Annotated in this window: 13 protein-coding genes; 8 read left to right on the top strand and 5 right to left on the bottom strand. The window is 74.2% G+C overall.

Features of this window, described 5'->3' with window-relative positions:
* Positions 1-49: 49 nt before the first annotated feature.
* Positions 50-2,473: a collagenase gene (locus ACIRD3_RS08855; RefSeq protein WP_402213377.1), complete on the bottom strand. Its 2,424-nt coding sequence runs from the start codon at positions 2,471-2,473 to the stop codon at positions 50-52.
* Positions 2,474-2,730: 257 nt separating this feature from the next.
* Here ACIRD3_RS08855 and ACIRD3_RS08850 point away from each other — a divergent pair, with 257 nt between their 5' ends.
* From ACIRD3_RS08850 to ACIRD3_RS08840, 3 genes are all read left to right on the top strand, one after another.
* Positions 2,731-3,237, top strand: coding sequence for a hypothetical protein (locus ACIRD3_RS08850; RefSeq protein ID WP_402213375.1), 507 nt, complete (start codon positions 2,731-2,733; stop codon positions 3,235-3,237).
* Between the two features lie 157 nt (positions 3,238-3,394).
* Positions 3,395-5,023 carry a multicopper oxidase family protein gene (locus ACIRD3_RS08845; RefSeq protein ID WP_402213373.1) on the top strand — a complete coding sequence of 543 codons (1,629 nt, stop codon included), beginning with the start codon at positions 3,395-3,397 and terminating at the stop codon, positions 5,021-5,023.
* A gap of 295 nt (positions 5,024-5,318) precedes the next feature.
* A complete protein-coding gene (locus ACIRD3_RS08840; protein ID WP_402213372.1) occupies positions 5,319-7,277 on the top strand; it encodes an amino acid transporter in 1,959 nt (652 codons plus the stop codon).
* Between the two features lie 248 nt (positions 7,278-7,525).
* Here the strand turns inward: ACIRD3_RS08840 and ACIRD3_RS08835 are convergent, their stop codons facing one another.
* The gene (locus ACIRD3_RS08835; protein WP_402213370.1) at positions 7,526-8,164 is read right to left on the bottom strand and encodes a transglycosylase family protein; all 639 of its coding nucleotides are present in this window, start codon (positions 8,162-8,164) and stop codon (positions 7,526-7,528) included.
* 221 nt (positions 8,165-8,385) lie between these two features.
* Between ACIRD3_RS08835 and ACIRD3_RS08830 the strand changes: the two genes are divergently transcribed.
* From ACIRD3_RS08830 to ACIRD3_RS08815, 4 genes are all read left to right on the top strand, one after another.
* The gene (locus ACIRD3_RS08830) at positions 8,386-9,243 is read left to right on the top strand and encodes an S-methyl-5'-thioadenosine phosphorylase (protein WP_402213368.1); all 858 of its coding nucleotides are present in this window, start codon (positions 8,386-8,388) and stop codon (positions 9,241-9,243) included.
* A 167-nt stretch (positions 9,244-9,410) separates the two neighbouring features.
* Positions 9,411-11,087 carry a purple acid phosphatase family protein gene (locus ACIRD3_RS08825; RefSeq protein ID WP_402213367.1) on the top strand — a complete coding sequence of 559 codons (1,677 nt, stop codon included), beginning with the start codon at positions 9,411-9,413 and terminating at the stop codon, positions 11,085-11,087.
* A gap of 290 nt (positions 11,088-11,377) precedes the next feature.
* Positions 11,378-11,968, top strand: coding sequence for a hypothetical protein (locus tag ACIRD3_RS08820; RefSeq protein ID WP_402213365.1), 591 nt, complete (start codon positions 11,378-11,380; stop codon positions 11,966-11,968).
* A 161-nt stretch (positions 11,969-12,129) separates the two neighbouring features.
* Entirely contained in the window at positions 12,130-12,753 is a 624-nt protein-coding gene (locus ACIRD3_RS08815; protein WP_402213363.1) for a hypothetical protein, read from the top strand.
* Here ACIRD3_RS08815 and ACIRD3_RS08810 read toward each other — a convergent pair.
* From ACIRD3_RS08810 to kdpB, 3 genes are all read right to left on the bottom strand, one after another.
* Positions 12,741-13,205 carry a hypothetical protein gene (locus ACIRD3_RS08810; protein WP_402213362.1) on the bottom strand — a complete coding sequence of 155 codons (465 nt, stop codon included), beginning with the start codon at positions 13,203-13,205 and terminating at the stop codon, positions 12,741-12,743. The genes ACIRD3_RS08815 and ACIRD3_RS08810 overlap by 13 nt on opposite strands.
* 382 nt (positions 13,206-13,587) lie before the next feature.
* On the bottom strand, positions 13,588-14,073 hold the full coding sequence (locus ACIRD3_RS08805) for a universal stress protein (RefSeq protein WP_402213360.1): 486 nt from the start codon (positions 14,071-14,073) through the stop codon (positions 13,588-13,590).
* Between the two features lie 324 nt (positions 14,074-14,397).
* On the bottom strand, positions 14,398-16,650 hold the full coding sequence (gene kdpB / locus ACIRD3_RS08800; protein ID WP_402213358.1) for a potassium-transporting ATPase subunit KdpB: 2,253 nt from the start codon (positions 16,648-16,650) through the stop codon (positions 14,398-14,400).
* 417 nt (positions 16,651-17,067) lie between these two features.
* Here kdpB and ACIRD3_RS08795 point away from each other — a divergent pair, with 417 nt between their 5' ends.
* Positions 17,068-17,265, top strand: coding sequence for a hypothetical protein (locus ACIRD3_RS08795; protein ID WP_402213356.1), 198 nt, complete (start codon positions 17,068-17,070; stop codon positions 17,263-17,265).
* Positions 17,266-17,343 lie beyond the last annotated feature (78 nt).

The raw sequence follows: 17,343 nt of genomic DNA, 5'->3' as shown, positions 1-17,343 counted from the left end.
CGCGTTCCGCACCGCCGCCCGGCCGTCGGGCCCCCGGAGGGGCCGGCGGTCAGCGGCGGAGCGGCCCCTCGCAGGTGTAGTCGGCGGTGCCGGCCTTGCCGTCGGTCCAGATGTCGACCTTGCCGAAGCTGCAGTTCATGTCGTTGAGGTTGTTCGCCCCCGCGACGTCCTTGGTGCGGGTGAGGATGAAGTAGTCCACGGTGTCGGACATGTCCTTGAACACCTTGTCGGGGTTCTTCGCGTCGGAGAGGTTGGCGGTGATCCGGCCGGTGCAGACGAAGCGCATCGGCTTGTTGGCCCAGTCGCCGTTGTTCCCGCAGCTGGGCGTGGCGCCGGTGGCGTCGGCGAACTCGTCCTGGACGTCGGAGGCGTCGGAGAGGTCGAGGGCCGGGTCGGCTATGAAGGAGGTCGACGGGACGTACAGGGCGTCGACGTTCTTGATCTGCGCGTCCAGGAAGGCCGAGTACTCGCCCTGCAGGGCGGCGTCGGCGCCGACGCGGTCGCGCCAGGCGTCGAAGCCGGCCGGGTCGTCGGCGCGTTCGTAGCCGTACATCTCGCGCAGCAGCGACGGGTGCTTCTGCCAGAGGAACTCGAAGAAGGTGCCGGCGTAGTTGTAGAAGTGGAAGGCCGGGGTGTCGGTGTAACGGGCGTGCAGGAGTTGGGCGACGGTCATCCGGGGGATGCCGGCGGCCTCGTCGGCGGCGAGCTTGCGGACCAGCGACTTGCGCACCAGGATGCCCCGGTCGCGGGTGGAGCCGTCGAAGAACTCGGCCGTGCCCTCGTCCATCGCGGTGGTCTTGTCGTCGGCGTACCAGCGCGGGTCGCCGAAGTAACCCGGCACCGCCCAGCGGCCGTTGAGGTAGTGCGTGTACTCGTGGCGGAAGAGCTCCTCGAGGGTGAGCATCGAGTCCTGCGGGACGCGCCGCTGGTAGGTGTAGAAGGTGGCGCCCCGCTCGATGTACATGCCGCCGTTGCTGGTGCTGTAGCCGGTGAGGACCGGCTGGTAGACCTCGTAGTCGGCGCGCGAGGCGTACAGGTGGATGTGCAGGGTGGAGTTGACGTCCCCGGCGAGCGGCTGATCGGTGCCGAGGACCCGGAAGAACTGGGTCTTGACCTGCTTGCTCGCGTAGTACATCTGGTCGACGGTGGCCTTGTCGAGGGCGGTGCGGACCTCGATGGCGCCGTTGTCGTAGCGGTAGGTGAAGGGGAAGAGCTTGGCCTCCAGGTCGGACACGCAGACGCCGTACTGGTGGCAGACGCCGTAGGTGGCGGCCCAGCCGATGGCCTTGACCCACGGGTCGGACCACTCGCCGAAGGCGGCCTTGGTGGTGGTGATCAGCGCGCCGAGGTCGGCGACGGTGGCGTCGTGCAGGGCCGGGATCTGGCCGAAGCGCCCGGCCTCGGCGACGGCGTCGCGGGCGGTCCAGGCGTTCTTGGTGCCCTTGAGGTGGCCCCACGAGGCGTACGCGCGGAAGGCGGCGCGGTAGTCGGCGTCGGCGGCGACGGCGGCGAGGAAGGCCGGGTCCTGGTTGTAGATGCCCAGGTAGTTGAGGTTGAGCGCCTGGAGGACGGCCTTGCCCCAGGCGGGGCTGTCGGCGAGGGTCGTTCCGGGAGCGAGCACGCCGAGGATGCGCCGGGCGAGGCCGAGGTTGTTCTGGCGCAGGCCGTCGGCGCCGGCGGTGATGGCCGCCTCCCGCAGGGTGTTGGCGGCGAGGTCGGTGCGGTCGAAGGCGTGCGCGCTGCCCGCGTACGCCGTGATCGCCTGCTGGACGGCGTGGAGGGTGGCCGGGTCCGCGAGGTTCAGCTCGTGGTGGCTGAAGGCGTGGTAGGCGGTGGCGTGCAGGTACGTCCAGAGCTCGTAGAGGTGCGAGGCGCCGGTGCCGTCGTCGGTGGCGGACAGTTGGGTGATCCGCTGGGCCACCGCCTGGACGTGGGCGTTGTCCATGGTGGTGGTGAACCGGGCGTCCCAGGTCCAGAGGACGGTGTTCAGGCAGCCGTCGGCGGTGACCGCCCGGTCGGTGAGGAAGGCGACCAGCTGGTCGGCGCCGAGGCCGGTGAGTCCGTCGACGGTACAGGGCACGCCCGCGCTGGTGGTGGGCGCGGCGGCGGCGTTGGCGGCGGCCGCGGCGGCGAGCCGGTCGGCGGTGGGCGCGGGCGCGCCGACGTGGTCGGGCAGCAGGCCGGGGATGGGCGTGGTGCCGAGCGAGCCGCCGCCCGGGGCCGGGGCGGGGGCACCGGGCTTGGCGGCGTCGGCGCCGAGGTGGTCGACGTCGTCGTAGGCGGTGCGCTGATCGGGGGTGTCGGTGGGCGTCGGGGCGGTGGTGGGCTTGGCAGCGGAGGTGGTGGCGGCGGGCGTCGTGGCCCTCGGGGCCGTGGGGGTGAGGGCCTGGGCGGTCTGCAGGGTGGGCAGCGTGAGCGTGACGGCCATGGCGGAGGCGAGCAGGACTCGCCTGGCAACGCGGGAAGTTGACACCGGATCTCCTGGAGGGGGAAGTGGCAGGGCGGTGCGAGGCGGCAGTGCCGTGGGGGTGGTCCGGCCCGGGACTGCCGGGGGGAGAGAGGGGGGCGGGCGGTGCGGGGTCGGGGCCGCCCCCGAGTGAGCCGTAACATAGCAATGTGAAATTGCACCTGCCAAGAGGGTGAACGGGGTTGACCCCGGCTCGGCCCGCCGCCGCAGTTCGGGATACCCTGCCGGGGTACGGGAGGGCGGAGCGGATCGGGAGGCGGAGGATGGCGCAGCAGCGGCCGTTCGGCCCGCCGGTGCCGTGGACGCTGCGTCTGCTGCTCCTCGCCGCGCTGCTGTTCGGCGTCCTGACGATGCACACGCTCGGCCATCCGGTCGGCGGGCACGGCGGGCACGGGGATCCGGGGCCGTCCGTGGTCGCCGCCCCGCACGTACCGGAACACCCCGCGATGGCCGCCGAGCCCGTCGGCGTCGCGCCCGTCCCGGCCGAGCCCGCCGTGGCCGAGCCCGCCCTGGCCGCGCCGGTGGCGGTCGAGGCCGTCCGCGCCGCGGCCGCCGACCCGGCCTCCGCCGGCGGGATGGACCCGATGGCGGTCTGCCTCGCCGTCCTCGCCGGCTGGACCCTGGTGCTCCTCGTCGTCGGGCCGCTGCTGCGCCGCAGCGGTGACGCCGCCGCCGGGGTGCGGGCCCGGCTGCTGCGGGCCGTCCGCGCGCTGCCCCCGCCCGGGGGCGGGCGGATACTCCTCACCCGGCTTTCGGTGCTGCGTCAGTAGGCGCGCGCCAGCCGTCCCGTGCCCGCGCGCTGCGAAGCGCCCGCGCCCGCGCTCACGCGCCCGCGTTCAACGCGCCCGCGCTCAGCGCACCCGCACACGGAACGGCCGACGCGACGTCCCGTACGCCCACACCACACCGCACGAGGTGCACTCCGTCATGCGCACACCCACCCGTCGTACCGTCCTCGGCGCCGCACTCGCCGCCGCCGGAACCGGCCTGCTCACCGCCTGCTCGTCCGACGCGATGAAGGGCATGGACCACTCGTCCATGAACCACGGCGCCACCGGTGCCACCGGCGCCGCGGGCGGCCCGGCCGCCGCCCCCGCCCCCTCCGGTCCCCCCGGCTTCCTCGCCCCGAACGGTCCCGAGGTCGCCGCCGCCGAGGCCGCGCGCAGGCCCGGTCCGGAGCGGAAGGTCACGCTCACCGCCACCGAGACCACCCTCGACCTCGGCGGACGCACCGTCCGCAGCTGGGCGTACGGCGACCGGCTGCCCGGCCGGGAGGTCCGCGCCACCGTCGGCGACACGCTCGCCCTCACCCTCGCCAACCACCTCCCGCAGCCCACCTCGCTGCACTGGCACGGCCTTTCGCTGCGCAACGACATGGACGGCGTGCCGGGCCTGACCCAGGCCGCCGTCCGGGCCGGCGCGTCCTTCGACTACCGCTTCGCGCTCGGCCACCCGGGCACCTACTGGTTCCACCCGCACTCCGGCGTCCAGCAGGAGCGCGGGCTGTACGCGCCGCTGATCGTGGAGGACCCGAAGGAACCGCTGCGCTACGACAAGGAGTGGGTCGTCGTCCTGGGCGACTGGCTGGACGGGGTCGACGGCAGCACCCCGGACGCCGTCCTCGCCGAACTCGCCCAGGGCATGGGCGGGGCGGGTTCCATGGACCACTCCGGCCACGACATGGCGGGCATGCCCGGGAGGTCCGCGTCGGGCGGCGCGGCCGGCGGTCCGTCGCGGATGCTGATGGGCGCCACCAGCCCGCTGCTGGGCGGCGACGCCGGGGATGTCGCCCACCCGTTCCACCTGGTCAACGGCCGCCTCGCCACCGCCCCCGAGACCTTCACCGCCAAGCCCGGCGACCGGATCCGGATCCGGCTGATCAACGCGGGCGGCGACACCGCCTACCGGGTCGCGCTCGGCGGCCACGAGCTGACCGTCACCCACACCGACGGCTTCCCGGTCGAGCAGGCCGCCACCCAGGCGCTGCTGCTCGGCATGGGCGAGCGCTACGACGTGCTGGTCACCGCCGAGGACGGCGTCTTCCCGCTGACCGCGCTGGCCGAGGGCAAGAACGCCACCGCGCTGGCCCTGCTGCGCACCGGCGGCGGGGCCGCGCCCGACGCCTCGGTGCGCCCGGCCGAGCTGGACGGCAAGCTGGTCACCGCCGGGCAGCTCAAGGCCGCCCCGAGCGTCCGACTGCCCGCCAAGTCCCCCGACCGCACCGTGCGGTTGGAGCTCACCGGCGGCATGGCCGAGGCCGACTGGGCGTTCAACGGCCGCCCGTACGACCCGGCGCAGCGCTACCCGGTGGCGGCGGGCGAGCGGGTGCGGCTGGAGTTCCGCAACAGCACGAGCATGTGGCACCCCGTCCACCTGCACGGCCACAGCTTCGCGCTGCCGGGCGACGGCCCGCGCAAGGACACCGCGGTCGTGCTGCCGGGCACGACCCTGGCCGTCGACTTCGACGCCGACAACCCGGGGCTGTGGATGGTGCACTGCCACAACGTCTACCACGCGGAGACGGGCATGATGACCGTCCTCGGCTACCGGGCGTAACCCCCGTCCACGCCTCGAGACGCCGGGGCGGGGAGCGTCCTCCCCGCCCCGGCACCCCGTGATCGTCCGCCACGGCACCCGCGCCGACCTGCGGCGTCATGACGTTTTCTTAACGCGGGCCGATGACATCTTCTTAACGCCCGTCGCATAGCCTGTCGCACTGCCGTCGCCCGACGGCGCTTTTACGGGGTCTTTAAACAAGAGGTGCAAGGTGGTTTCGTCGGGTTCGACGGAGACGACGACGGCGGAACCGTCGTCGGCGCGAATACGGCTCCGCAGCTGGCTCCTGGAGGACATGTCCGCGGACAAGTCCGCCGCGAAGGCCGGTGCCGAGGGGGTCGGTGCCGCGGAGGCCGGTGCCGAGGGGGCGCAGCAGGACGGCGCGGCGGCGGGGGACACCGCCGCGCACGGTGCGCACACCGGCCAGCGCTGGTGGCGGGTGATGTGCCTGACCGGCCTGGACTACTTCTCGACGCTCGGCTACCAGCCGGGCATCGCCGCGCTCGCCGCGGGCGTGCTGTCGCCGATCGCCACCATCGTGCTGGTGATCGTCACCCTGCTGGGCGCGCTGCCGGTCTACCGGCGGGTGGCCCAGGAGAGCCCGCGCGGTGAGGGCTCGATCGCGATGCTCGAGCGGCTGCTCTCGTTCTGGAAGGGCAAGCTGTTCGTCCTCGCGCTGCTCGGCTTCGCGGCGACGGACTTCCTGATCACCATCACGCTGTCCGCCGCCGACGCGAGCGCGCACCTGGTGGAGAACCCGCACCTGACCAGCGTGCTCGGCGGCAAGCAGGTGCTGATCACGCTGATCCTCGTGGCGCTGCTCGGCGCGGTCTTCCTCAAGGGCTTCAGCGAGGCGATCGGCCTGGCCGTGGCCCTGGTCGGGGTCTACCTCGCGCTGAACGTGGTCGTCGTGGCCGTCGGCCTGTGGAAGATCATCGAGGCGCCGCACGTCGTCACGGACTGGTCGGACGCGCTGACCGCCCAGCACGGGAACCCGATCATCATGGTCGGCGTGGCCCTGGTGACCTTCCCGAAGCTGGCGCTCGGCCTCTCCGGCTTCGAGACCGGTGTCGCCGTGATGCCGCACATCGAGGGCGACGCCGACGACACCGACGCCAACCCGGCCGGCCGGATCCGCGGCGCCCGCAAGCTGCTCACCACCTCCGCCGTGATCATGAGCTGCTTCCTGATCGCCACCAGCTTCATCACCACGCTGCTCATCCCGGCGGACCAGTTCAAGCCCGGCGGCGACGCCAACGGCCGCGCCCTGGCCTACCTGGCGCACCAGTACCTGGGCGGCGCCTTCGGCAGCGTCTACGACCTCTCCACCATCGCGATCCTCTGGTTCGCCGGCGCCTCCGCGATGGCGGGCATGCTCAACCTGCTGCCCCGCTACCTCCCGCGCTACGGCATGGCCCCGCACTGGGCGCGCGCGGTGCGTCCGATGGTGATGGTGCTGACCCTGATCGGCTTCCTGGTCACCTGGATCTTCGACGCCGACGTCGACGCCCAGGGCGGCGCGTACGCGACCGGTGTGCTGGTGCTGATCAGCTCGGCGGCCATCGCGGTGACCATCGCCGCGTACAAGAAGCGCGAGCGGGGCTGGACCATCGGCTTCGCGGCGATCTCGGCGATCTTCCTCTACACCACGGTGCTGAACTGCATGGAGCGGCCGGACGGTCTGAAGATCGGCGCCTGCTTCATCGCCGGGATCATCCTGGTCTCGCTGCTCTCCCGGCTGCGCCGCGCCTTCGAGCTCCGCGTCACCAACGTCGTCCTGGACGACGTGGCGGAACGCTTCATCAGGGACTACGCGCACCGCCCGCTGCGACTGATCGCCAACGAGCCGAGCCGCCGCGACAACGCCGAGTACCGCGACAAGATCCGCCAGATCCGTGCCGACAACGACATCCCCGGCGAGGACGACCTGGTCTTCGTCGAGGTGACCGTCCGCGACGCCTCCGACTTCGAGGCCGAGCTGACCGTCCGCGGCGAGGTCCTGCACGGGCGCTACCGCGTCCTGACGCTGGAGAGCTCCAGCATCCCCAACGCCATCGCCGCCCTGGCCCTCACCGTCCGGGACCGCACCGGGCAGCGGCCGCACCTGTACTTCGAGTGGACCGAGGGCAACCCCTTCGCCCAGTTCCTGCGGTTCTTCCTGTTCGGACAGGGCGAGGTCGCACCGGTCACCCGCGAGGTGCTGCGCGAGGCCGAGCCCGACCGCTCGCGCCGCCCGCGCGTGCACGTCGGCTGACCCACCGGCCCCGCCCGCCCGACAGGCCCCGACCCCGGCGCCCGCCCCACGGCCCGCCCGCTCCCGGAGAGCGGGCGGGCCGTCGGCGTCCCCGGAGGCTGCGAACCCCCGCCCGCGGGGCGACGCTCCCCTGGCCTCGGGCCGGGAGGCGCGCTCAGCCTCCGCTGGGCGATGCGCGCACCACGGCGCCGCCCACGCCCGGGAGGGGGAGGGCGTGGGCGGCGGGTCGGTGGGGCCGTGGGGCGGGGTCAGGCGGGCAGGTCGAGGACGGTGCCCGGGTGGATGAGGTCCGGGTCCGCGCCGATGGCGGCGCGGTTGAGGGCGTAGAGGGCGGGCCAGCCGCCGGGGACGCGGAGGTTGTCGGCGAGGTCGGCGAGGGTGTCGTCCTCGCGGACGGTCCACCGGCCACCCGCCGTGGACGCCGCCGTGGACGCCGCCGTGGACGCCGCCGCGGGGGCGGGCGGCGGCAGCACGGCGTCGCGTTCGTGGTCGCGGGTGGGCCCGTGGCCGCTGACCGCGCGGGCGCCGCAGACCGGCCAGGGGGAGAGGCCGCGGTGGCCGGCGAGGTGCTCGGCGACGGCGATCTGCTGGTCGCGGGTGGCGAGGTCGGCGCGCGGCGCGTAGCGCAGGCCGCCGTTCTCGCGCCAGGTGGGCTGGTCGAACTGGAGGCCGCCGAAGTAGCCGTTGCCGGTGTTGGTGCGCCAGTCGCCGCTGCTCTCGCAGGCCGCCACTCCGTCCCAGTCGTACCGGTGGCCGTCCGGCCGGCCGGGGTCGGACCCGGTGCCGTGGCCCGGCGGAGCGGCGTGGGCCGCGGGGGCGGAGAGCGTCACGGCGAGGGCGCAGAGCGCGGTGGGGACGAGGCGGCGGAGACGAGCGGTGGGAGGCATCGGCGGCTCTCAGGTTCGGGGACAGGACACGCGCCGTCCGGAGGCGGCGCCCTCCCACCGACGCACGACCGGTGGGGCACGCCGCCGCCGACACGTCCGGCAAGTCACCCGCACGGCCGTCCCGGACCACCCCGCCGGCCCGCGGCCATCCGGCCGTAGGGTCCTCCAGCCACCGCTCTACAGTGGCGGGCGGGACGTTCCGATGAGGAAGGGTACGAACGATGGCGATCGATCAGGGCACCGTACGGGCCGAGTTGGGCGTGATCGGCGGTTCCGGGCTGTACGCGCTGCTGGACGAGGTGACCGAGGTGCGGGTGGACACGCCGTACGGGGAACCGAGCGACGCGCTGTTCGTGGGGGAGGTGGCGGGGCGCCGGGTGGCGTTCCTGCCGCGGCACGGGCGCGGCCACCGCCTGCCGCCGCACCGGATCAACTACCGGGCCAACCTGTGGGCGCTGCACTCGCTGGGCGTGCGGCAGGTGCTCGGGCCGTGCGCGGTGGGCGGGCTGCGGCCGGAGTACGGGCCGGGCACGCTGCTGGTGCCGGACCAGTTCGTCGACCGGACCTCGGGGCGGGTGCAGACCTTCTACGACGGGCTGCCGCTGCCGGACGGCTCCGTCCCCGAGGTGGTGCACGTGTCGATGGCCGACCCGTACTGCCCGGCCGGGCGGCGGGCGGCCCTGGACGCGGCCCGCGACGCCGCCTGGGACCCGGTGGACGGCGGCACCCTGGTGGTGATCGAGGGCCCGCGCTTCTCCACCCGCGCCGAGTCCCGCTGGTTCACCGCCAACGGCTGGTCGGTGGTCGGCATGACCGGGCACCCGGAAGCCGTGCTCGCCCGCGAACTCGGCCTCTGCTACACCTCGTTCGCCCTGGTCACCGACCTCGACGCGGGAGTGGAGACCGGCGACGGCGTCACCCACGCCGAGGTGCTGAAGGTCTTCGCGGGCAACGTCGACCGGCTGCGCACCGTCCTGTTCAAGGCCCTGGAGACCCTCCCCACCGACCGCGACTGCCCCTGCTCGCAAGCCCTCGACGGCCTCCCCACCGGCCTCCCGGGCGTGGCCGCCGGCGGCTGAGGCGGAGGGCCGGAAGGCGGACGGTCGGTCAGGGCTGGTCCGTGCACTGAGGTTCGCCGGTCAGCCGGTGTTCAACTGCCGTTCCCCGCAGGCACGGTCGGGCGTGGCCCGGTCGTGCGGTTCGACTGGGAGCCTCCTGGGCGTTTCCCGGAGCCCAGGAGGCGGCAGTGGCGGCACACCTTCCGACAGACCCTTCGACCCAGCCCTCGTCCCAACCCTCGACGTACTCCTCAGCGCAGCCCTCGGCGCAGCCCTCGCGCAGAACGGTCCTCCGGACGGGGGCGGCGGCCGGCGCGCTCGCCGCGCTGCCCGCGTCCACCCTGCTGTGGACCCGGCCGGCGGTCGCCGGCACGCCCGGCCCGGAGCAGATCCACCTCCAGTGGGGCGACGAGCCGTCCCGGGAGATGACGGTCTCCTGGGCGACGGCGGCGACCGTCAGCCGTCCCCGGGTGCGGATCGGCACCCCGCGCGAGGGCGCCGGCCGCACGGTCGGCGCGCGCAGCCGCAGCTACGTCGACGGGCTCAACAAGGTGGAGACCTTCACCCACCACGCCCGGCTGACCGGCCTGAGGCCCGACACCACGTACGTCTACGAGGTGCTGCACGACGGCGCCGAGCCGGTGCGCGGCACCTTCCGTACGGCGCCCGCGCGCGGCCGGGCCGCATTCCGCTTCAGCAGCTTCGGTGACCTGGGCACCGGCGACAACGTGTTCAAGAAGTCCTCGATCCACGGCGCCGCGGCCGTGCGCCAGGTGGAGCGGTTCGCCCCGCTGTTCCACCTGCTGAACGGGGACCTCGCGTACGCCAACAACAACCCGCAACTCCAGCCGCAGGCCTGGAACGCGTTCATGAACAACCTGTCGAAGTCCGCCGCGAACCGCCCGTGGATGCCCGCCCCCGGCAACCACGAGGTCGAGGCCGGCGGCGGCGACCTCGGCTACGCCTCCTACCTGACCCGCTTCGAGCTGCCCGACAACGGCAGCCGCGACCACTGCGGCAACTGGTACAGCTTCCAGGTCGGTTCGGTGCTGTTCGTCAGCCTGGACGGCAACGACATCGTGGTCGAGGACGACGCCAGCCTCGACCCGGCCACCGGGCAGTCCATCTACATCAGCGACTACAGCGAGGGCGCCCAACTGCGGTGGCTGGAGCGGGTGCTGTCACGTGCCCGGCGCGGCCGCTCGGTGGACTGGATCGTCGCCACCATGCACCAGTTCGCGATGTCCTCCTCCTCCGCCAGCCACGGCGGCGACATGGGCATCCGCGAGAAGCTGCTGCCGCTGCTGGACCGCTACTCCGTCGACCTCGTGCTGGCCGGGCACGACCACGACTACGAGCGGACCCACCCGGTGCGCGGCACCGCGCCGGGCGGCCTGCTCACCCCCGCCGTCGCCGACGACGACCTGCGGCAGATCGACACCTCCCGGGGCACCGTCCACCTGATCCTCGGTGGCGGCGGCACCGCCGGCCACGACGACGTCTACCTGCCCGCCGACGGCGAGGGTGTGCGCGAGGCCTTCGTCCGCACCCAGCGGCTCACCTTCAAGGCCGACCCGGACGCCAAGGAGAAGGCCCACTGGTCGGCCGTCACCGACCCGGACACCACGTACCCCTACGGCGTCGCGGTCTTCGACGTCGACCCGGGCCTGGTGCCCGGCGGCCGCACCACCATCACCGTCAGCTACTACCACTCGGTGCCCGCCACCGCCGCCAACCTCTGCCCGACGCCGGTCCTGTACGACCGCTTCACCCTCTACCGCGACCGCAGCGACGGCTGGGACCGGGACGACGACCAGGGCGAGGACGAGCACGACGAGCGCCGGGAGACCGCCGCCCGCCAGTGACCCCCACCTCCCCGGGGCCCGCCGCGCCCGAAGCACGGCGGGCCCCTTCACGCACCGGTGGCTCGGACGAGAAGGCGGGGAGGGCGGGTAGGTGGCGAGGGTGTCCCGGGGGTCGTCAGCGGAGTGAAGGTCGGTGACGGCCTGGTGCGGGGGTGACCGGGCCGCCGGGGCGGGGGCCGGGCCGTCGGGGACTGGGCTGTTGGTGTGACGCCCGGACGGCCCGGCGCGCGGCCGTCCGGCCGGACGGTTAGCGTCGGCCGCAACACGTCTCCAGCAGCGGGAGGTTCGCAGTGCAACGGTGGATCATCCTGACGGTCGCCAGTGCGGCCGTCACCGGTATCGCCGCGGCCGTCACCGGCATCGCCGCGCCCGGCCCGGCCGCCGACCCGGCCCCGGAGGCCGCCACCACCGTCACCCTCGGTGACGCCACGATCGATCCGAAACTCCCCGGGCGCGTCCGGGTCGACGTCGGCTACCTCTGCTCGGTCGCCACCGAGGCCCGCTCGCTCACCGTCTCCGTCGAGCAGAAGGACCCGCAGGACTCCTCCTCGATCGCGTTCGGCTCCAGCCGCACGGCCGAGGCCGACGTCACCTGCGACGGGACACCGCAGCGGCGCCAGATCGTCGTCCAGTCCAAGACCTTCAACTGGATCCCCGGCGTGGACGCCGTCCTCACCGCCACCGTGGCCAACATCGGCGCCACCCCGCCGGCCGCGGCCGACGCCAAGCGCGCCGCCCTCGCCGCCCCGGCCGCCCCCACTACCCCGGCCGCCCCCAGCGCGACCGCCGGCCCCGCGACCCCCAGCGCGACCGCCGACCCCGCGACCCCCAGCGCGACCGCCGACCTGAGCGCGACCTCCGCCCCCAGCGCCACGTCCTGAGCCGGGGAGCGCCCTACGCCTCGCCACCGGCGAGGCCTTGGCGTCGGTGCCGCCGGCGGGCCCCTGGTAGCCGGGATCCCGCTGGTGAACGGGGCTGCTACGATGCGCTCCCTTGTTCTACATTGCTGTAGAACAGATCCACCGGCGAACGGGGACGCGAGATGACCAAGCCGCTTCGGCTGCCGCAGCAGGATCGGGCGGACTTCGAGACGGAGCTCGGGCGCGCGCTCGGCGCTCCGCAGGTGCGGGCGGCGTTGCGGGACGGCGAGGGCGCGGCGCAGGGGGTGGAGCGGTTGCGGCGGGCGGCGCGGGAGGACGCGGAGTTCGTGCTGGCCGCGGCGGCGCCGGAGTACGAGCGGTACGTGGCGCTGCGGGCGGACGCGGACGCGGCGGCGCGGCTTCCGGTGGACGCGCCGGCGCGGGAGCGGGCTTCGGGGTGGTGGGGGGTGCTGGGGGTGGTGGTGCCGATCACCGCCGGGGTGGCCGCGGCGGTCTTCCTGTCGATGGGCTGGCTGCTGGACCTGGTCGAGGACATGGACGTGTTGGCCGACGCGTTGCTCACGGCCGGGTGGGTGGCCGGGGTGGTGGCGGCGGTGAGCCTGCTGGTCGGTGGGCTGGGGCTGTTGGGTGCGGCGGCCCGGTCGACGGCGGAGCCGGTCGCGCAGGCGGACGGTCCTGGCGAGTTGCCGCGGGCCCGGGAGGCCTGGCGGGCGGCGCTGGCCGAGCGCGGGCTGGTGCCGTACCTGGTGGCGCAGGCGAACACCGGGTCGGCTCAGTGGGGTTGATCGAGCGCCGCTGAGCGGGCGGCGTTCACCAGGAGGTGGGCGGCGTCGAGGGGGATGTCCAGGCGGCGGGCGATCCAGGTGGCGGGCCGGCCGGACTTGGCGAGCATCCAGGCGGAGTACAACTGGCCGAGTTGGGGCGCGTCTTCGGCGAGCAGGAGCGGCCGGACGGCCTCCATCGGGAAGCCTTCGAGGGCGCGGGCGCTGTACTCGCGGCCGTTGGGGCCCATCGGGGGCAGCGGGAGCGGGCGGCGGGCGTCCAGCCACCGGCTGAGCAGTACGGCGCCGACGACGAGGAGGCCGGCGCCGGAGGCGCCGATCAGGATGCCGCCGATGACGGGGCGGTCGTCGTCCTCGGCCAGGCCGAGCGCGATCTCTTCGAGGATGAGCAGGCCGAGCACGGTGAGCAGTACGGCGGCTTCGCCGGGGCGCGGGTGGAGCCGGGACGTCGTCATGCGGAACCTCTTCCTCGGCAGGGTGACCGGGGCGTTCGGGCGGGCGCGGCGATTCACCTTCCGTACAACGGCGGCGGGCGGCCCTGGGCACGCCGTGGCGGGCGTGGCGGTGAACGGCGGGATCGAAGTTGACGTTCCGTCAAAAAGCTTGCGGCTGGCGCGGATTGGTCGGCACTCGGGGCCACTTCGGGTCAGCATAGCCTGAGCATGCCAACTTCGACAGCGTTGTCGAAGGAGCGGGCCCGGTCGCCCCGCCCGGGGCGGTCGGGTGGCCCCGGAGTGACCCGGCGGGGGCGGGGGAGCGAGCCGCCCGCCCCCGCCGGTGGTCCGGGGGTCCGCCGGTCCGGGCTCCGCCGGTCCGGGCTCCGCCGGTGCGCGGCGCTCAGCGGGCGAGGAGTGGCAGCGGCGCGCCCGTGCGGGCGGGGAGTTCGAGGCGGCTGAGGAGTGCGGAGGGGGAGACCTCGACGACGCGGCAGGCGGCGCGGTGGCGGCAGTGGCGGGCGACCGAGCCGTGGCGCAGGCGGTCGAAGCGGCGGCGGCCGGCGGCGCCGAGGACGAGCAGGTCCTCCGGGCCGGTGACGGCGCCGACCAGGGCGGGGCCGGGGTCGGCGTTGACCACCAGCGGGTGGATGACCAGGCCCGACGGGTAACCGCCGTAGGCCTGTTCGAAGGCGACGTCGAGGCGGCGGCGGGCGGCGTGTTCCGGTTCGGGGCGCGGGCGCAGCCCCTCCCGCTCGGCGGTGGTCCAGGCGGCGACGGGCACCAGCACGGCCTGGTGCCGGGCCGCCTCGCCGACGGCGTGGTAGAGGGCGGCCAGACTGCTCAGTGATCCGCTCAGGCCGACGATCACTCGGGTGGTCCCGGTCATGGCCGTTCGCCTCCGTCTCTCCGGATTCGCTCCGGGTCCGCATTCGCTCCGGGGCCGCGTTCGCTCCGGGTCCGCTCCGGTTCTGCCGGCTTCGCTCCGGTCGCGTTCCGGCGGGGTTCTCCGGTTCGGTCCGGGTCCTCCGCCGGCAGGGCTCTCCGGTTCGGTGGGGTCCTCCGGTTCGGTGGGGTCCTCCGGTTCGGTGCTCCTTGCTTCGGATGACTCCAGTGAACCCCGGAACCACCCCGTCCGTACCGCCGCTGACACCACCATGACGCGGGTCACGTCCATCTTGACGGTCCGCTGACGGGCACCGCCCCGAAGGGGTCAGCCCAGCCCCGGGACGAACTGGACCAGCAGGTCGATCGCCTTGATGCCGAGGAACGGCAGGACCAGGCCGCCCAGCCCGTACACCCGCAGGTTGCGCCGCAGCAGATCGGTGGCGGAGGCGGGCTGGTAGCGGACGCCGCGCAGGGCGAGCGGGATCAGCGCGACGATGATCAGCGCGTTGAAGATGATCGCGGAGGCGATGGCCGAGGTGGGGCTGTGCAGGCCCATGATGTTGAGGTGGTGCAGCCCGGGGTAGGCGTTCGCGAACATCGCGGGGATGATCGCGAAGAACTTGGCCACGTCGTTGGTGATCGAGAAGGTGGTCAACGCTCCCCGGGTGATGAGGAGTTGCTTGCCGACCCGGATGATGTCGATCAGCTTGGCCGGGTTGGAGTCGAGGTCGACCATGTTGCCGGCCTCCTTGGCGGCCGGGGTGCCGGAGTTCATCGCCACGCCGACGTCGGCCTGGGCGAGCGCGGGGGCGTCGTTGGTGCCGTCGCCGGTCATCGCGACCATGTTCCCGGCGGCCTGCTCGCGCCGCAGGTGGGCGAGCTTGTCCTCGGGGGTGGCCTCGGCGAGGAAGTCGTCCACCCCCGCCTCCGCGGCGATGGCCCTGGCGGTCAGCGGGTTGTCGCCGGTCACCATCACCGTGCGGATGCCCATCCGCCGCAGCTCGGCGAAGCGTTCGGCGATGCCCTCCTTCACCACGTCCTTGAGCTCGACGACGCCGAGCGCGCGGGCACCGTGCCGGTCGTGGACGGCGACCAGCAGCGGGGTGCCGCCGGCCTCGGCGATCCGGCCCACCAGCGGCTCGGCCTCCGTCGGCAGCCGCCCGCCGGAGTCCACCACCCAGCGGGCGACGGCGCTCGCCGCGCCCTTGCGGATCAGGCAGGCGCTGCCGTCGGGCCAGGTGAGGTCGACGCCGCTCATCCGGCTGTGCGCGGTGAACGGGACGGGCTGCTGCTCGCCGAGTTCACCGGGGGAGCGCGGCGGCACCCAGTACTGACGGCCCGTCAGTTCGACGAGTGACCGGCCCTCCGGGGTCTCGTCCGCGACGGAGGCCAACTGGGCGGCCTCGGCCAGCTGTTCGGTGGTCGCGCCGGGCAGCGGGTGCAGGGCGACGGCCCGGCGGTTGCCGTGGGTGATGGTGCCGGTCTTGTCGAGCAGCAGCACGTCGACGTCCCCGGCGGCCTCCACCGCACGGCCGGAGAGGGCGACCACGTTGCGCTGCACCAGGCGGTCCATCCCGGCGATGCCGATCGCCGAGAGCAGGGCGCCGATCGTGGTCGGGATCAGCGCGACCATCAACGCGACCAGCACGATGGTGGTCTGGGGCGCGTTCGCGTAGATGGCCATCGGCTGGAGCGAGACCACGGACAGCAGGAAGACGATGGTGAGCGAGGCGAGCAGGATGGTGAGCGCGATCTCGTTCGGGGTCTTCTGCCGGTTCGCGCCCTCGACCAGGGAGATCATCCGGTCGACGAAGCTCTGCCCGGGCCGGGAGGTGACCCGGACCACGAGGTGGTCCGAGAGCACCTTCGTGCCGCCGGTGACGCCGGTGCGGTCGCCGCCGGACTCCCGGATGACGGGTGCGGACTCCCCGGTGATCGCCGACTCGTCGACGGTGGCGACCCCCTCGACCACCTCGCCGTCCTGCGGGATCACCTCGCCGGCCGCCACCAGCACGATGTCGTGCAGCAGCAACTGCTCGGCGGGGATGACCTCGTGGCGGTGGTCGCGGGTGCCGACCCGCCAGTGCAGCAGCCGCCGCGCGGTGGTGCCCGCCTGGGCGCGGCGCAGCGAGTCGGCCTGCGCCTTGCCGCGGCTCTCGGCGACGGCCTCGGCGAGGTTGGCGAAGAGCACGGTCAGCCAGAGCCAGAAGGAGATGACCCAGGCGAAGACACCGGGGTGGACGACCGCGCTGACGGTGGTGAGCGCCGAGCCGGTCTCGACCACCAGCATCACCGGGTTGCGCATCATGACCCGCGGGTGGAGCTTGCGGACGGCGGCGGGAAGGGCCTCGGCCAGCTGCCGACGGGTGATGAGCCGGCGGCGGCCGGTGCCGGGGCCGGTCGGGCGGTGGCTCGGACGGTGGCCGGGGCCCTGGCCGGGGCCCTGGTGCGGGCCGTGGGTCGGGCGGTGCTGCGGGGCCTGCCCGACGGGGTGCTCGGGGCCGCGCTCCGGGCGGCGGAACCAGTCGGTTCGGGTGGCGGTGGTGGAGTCCGGTGTGGTGCGGGCCGAACGGCGCATCGTCTCGGGGGACCTTCCGGGCCGCCCGGTCGGGTGGGGCGGCGGTTCGGGAACGGCGGGGACGGCGGACAGCCCACCACCGGATTCCCGGTCGCCATGCCGGTCTTGACGCAGGATTGGCGTCGGACAGACGGTCCTTGACGCTTCCCTGACACGGCGGCCGGGCCGGGCCGCCCCGGCCTCCTCCTGGCGGTTCCGGGCCCCGTTCCCCGGCCGGGTCCGGGCTTCCTGCCGGTACGAACGGGCGTTCGCGGGGCGCGCATCGGCGGAACGGCCCCGTGGATGTCAGGAAGTCGTCAAGGTGCGCCCCCGATGCGTAGGCCGGGCGTCAAGGCCGGGTGCCAACGGCCCGCGGAGGGTCTCCACTGGATGCGGGGCCGCGCCCGGCGGCCCGCCCGAGGACCCGAGGAGCCCGCCGTGACCACCGCCACCGCCGTCATCGACGTCGACCAGCCGCTGGAGCGCACCGTCCGCCTGCTGCCCGTGGCCGGGCGTCGGGACCGCCCCGAGCCGCCGGAACCGGTCGGGCCGGCCGGCCCGGCGGCCGAGGACGACCGCGACCGCCTCCGCACCCGGCCCGCGCACTGCCGCTTCGCGATGCACTACGAGGACTGACCTCGACGACCGGACCCGAGGCCCCGAGGCGACGACCCGGGGACTGACCCCCGGGGCCCGCCCCGAGGCGACGACCCG

The organism is Kitasatospora sp. NPDC093550 (genome assembly GCF_044764985.1).
GTDB lineage: Bacteria > Actinomycetota > Actinomycetes > Streptomycetales > Streptomycetaceae > Kitasatospora.
This window is presented reverse-complemented; position numbering and strand designations above follow the sequence as displayed.